This is a genomic window from Streptomyces malaysiensis subsp. samsunensis (assembly GCF_024519315.1).
Lineage (GTDB): Bacteria > Actinomycetota > Actinomycetes > Streptomycetales > Streptomycetaceae > Streptomyces > Streptomyces malaysiensis.
In genome coordinates, this window is sequence record NZ_JANIIC010000186.1 from 1 (window position 1) to 2223 (window position 2223).

The window sequence follows — 2223 nt, forward strand, 5'->3', positions numbered from 1 at the left end:
GACGCATATCTAATAGAGCCTGACCGCGTCGCTGATTCCCGCGGAACCTTCTATGAGACGATCCGTTACTCGGCACTCGGCGAAATCACCGGGTATGAGCTGGTGGTGCGGCAGGTCGATTACTCAGTTTCCGGCCGGAACACAGTGCGCGGGATTCACGGTACGGCGCTGCCGCCCGGCCAGGCCAAGCTCGTGACCTGCGTGCGCGGCGTCGCGCTTGACATCGCTGTGGACATGCGGGTGGGGTCACCGACGTTCGGCAAGTACGCGGTCACCCGCCAGGACGCGGAAGCGGGCACGGCCGTCTACCTGCCGGACGGGATCGGGCACGCGTTCCAGGCGCTCACCGACGACACCTGCATGTCCTATCTGTGCTCGCAGGAGTACGTTCCCGGCACGATGATCGATGTCGACGCCTTCGACCCCGAGCTGGCGCTGCCCTGGGAGCTGTCGGGGCCCGTCATCCGCTCCGACAAGGACGTGGCCGCCCCGACGTTGGCCGAGGCGGCCGATGCCGGGCTGCTGCCCGGCTATGAGGAGTGCATCGCCTCCTACGGGGAGTCGTGTGGTCGACATGGGCGGGTTACTGGTGCCAGCGCAGGTAGGTGACGGGGGGTTCGCGCCCAGGGAGGTGGTGCAGGATCACGTCCTGGCCGCAGATCTCGCGGAACGCGGCGGTTTCCCCGGGCCATTTGGGGTGGGCGAACTCGTCGAAGGCGACGATGCCACCTTTGGTGAGATAGGAGCGGATGCTATCCAGCACTTCGTGGGTGGGTGCGTACAGGTCCATGTCGAAGTAGGCCAGCGCGATGACTGTCTGCGGGTTTTCCTCTAGGTACTTCGGTACTGTTTCGCGGGCGTCGCCTTCGATGACGAACGTGCGCTGCACGTGGCCCATGGGTTCGCCGAGTTCGTGTGCGGCCAGGACTTCGCGCAGGTGGTCGGGGTAGGTCGTGCCGAATCTCCCGACGACCGCGCTGGGGCTGACCTGGTCGACCGGGCTGATGTCGGGGAAGCCGGCGAAGGTGTCGAAACCGATGATCCGCCGCACGGAGTTGTAGGGCTCGTACACGCCGCGCAGCGCGGTCAGCGTGGCCAGGTGGCGGCCATGCAGCACTCCGAACTCCATGATCACGCCGGGCACCTCGCGGACCTGGCGGTAGGAATCGAGCGCCTCGTCCGTTCGGCCTATTCTCCACAAGGCTTTTCCGAAGGTATCCAGGGCATTGGAGAGAACTGGGTAGTGAATGGCGCCCTGAGCGTCGGCCAGGCGTCTGCGGAGCATCAGGGACTCCTCTGCGGCTTCCAGGGCCAGTGCGTTGTTGCCCCAAGCGGCGGCTGCTCGGCTGAGGGTTGCCAGCGCCGAGGCGAGAGCCCCTGTATAGGTGTCTGGGGCGGTCTCGTCGAGGTGCCTCAGGACGCGGACCGCTTCGTCGGCGGGCGCCAGGGCTTCCGATGCCCTGTCCATGTGAACGGCCAGACAATTCCCGACGTTGCTCAATGCGACGGCTAGCTGGGATTCGAACTCCTCAGGAGCCTGGCGAGCGAGGATCCGGTTATGGGAGACCGTCTCCCGCACGGCATCCAGAGCAGCTTGTCCCGACCCGCTCAGGGAAAGGTATTCGGAGAGATTGGACAGAGCGGTGGCGAGATGGGCTCGGCAGTGCTCCGCACCATCTGCTAGGAGCTGTCGGAGGAGAGTCACGGCCGTCTCGCCGGCGGCGACGGCGTCCGCATAACGTCCGGCTTCACCGAGCGCTGTGGACAACGCCGCCTTGAGGAGCGCCCGTTGGTCTGTTGGCAGGCGGTACTCAACGTTCGACAGCCACCTGAGTAGGGCGACGTAGCCGACTTGGAGGTCGACGGGGCGGCGCTCCGCGAGAAGCGTGTACATGTCGAGCACCAGCTTGCCGTCGAGGTCATCCAGTTCAGTGAGGGCGACGAGTCCGACACTCCCCGCTTCCAGACAGAGCTCGGGATGTTCGCGTAACAGAGGGATGAGGTGTTCACGGGCGACGTGCGGCCATCGCTTTGCCGTTTCGGCCAGCGTGGTGAGCGCGGTACGCGTCCAAGGGGCGCCGCATGGCTTCAAGAGAAGACCGAGTGCCTGAGCGCTCCACGGGTCCGCCGGATAGGCACAATCGTGTCCCGGGGTCATCAGCGCCAGAAAGTCTTCGTTGAGCCGGTCCGGGTAGAGCGGCTCGAGCACGGCTTCGGGTCGGC

General features: G+C 65.7%; 2 protein-coding genes. One reads left to right on the forward strand and one right to left on the reverse strand.

Annotated features, from left to right (window positions below; translation table 11 throughout):
* Positions 1-609 (forward strand): dTDP-4-dehydrorhamnose 3,5-epimerase family protein (locus tag NQU54_RS48320; RefSeq protein ID WP_257636618.1); only part of this gene is annotated, 609 nt, incomplete at its 5' end.
* On the opposite strand, the gene NQU54_RS49675 is transcribed toward NQU54_RS48320, so the two are convergent.
* The coding region (locus NQU54_RS49675) for a TylF/MycF/NovP-related O-methyltransferase (protein ID WP_306279881.1) at positions 584-2223 on the reverse strand (1640 nt) is incomplete at its 5' end. The genes NQU54_RS48320 and NQU54_RS49675 overlap by 26 nt on opposite strands.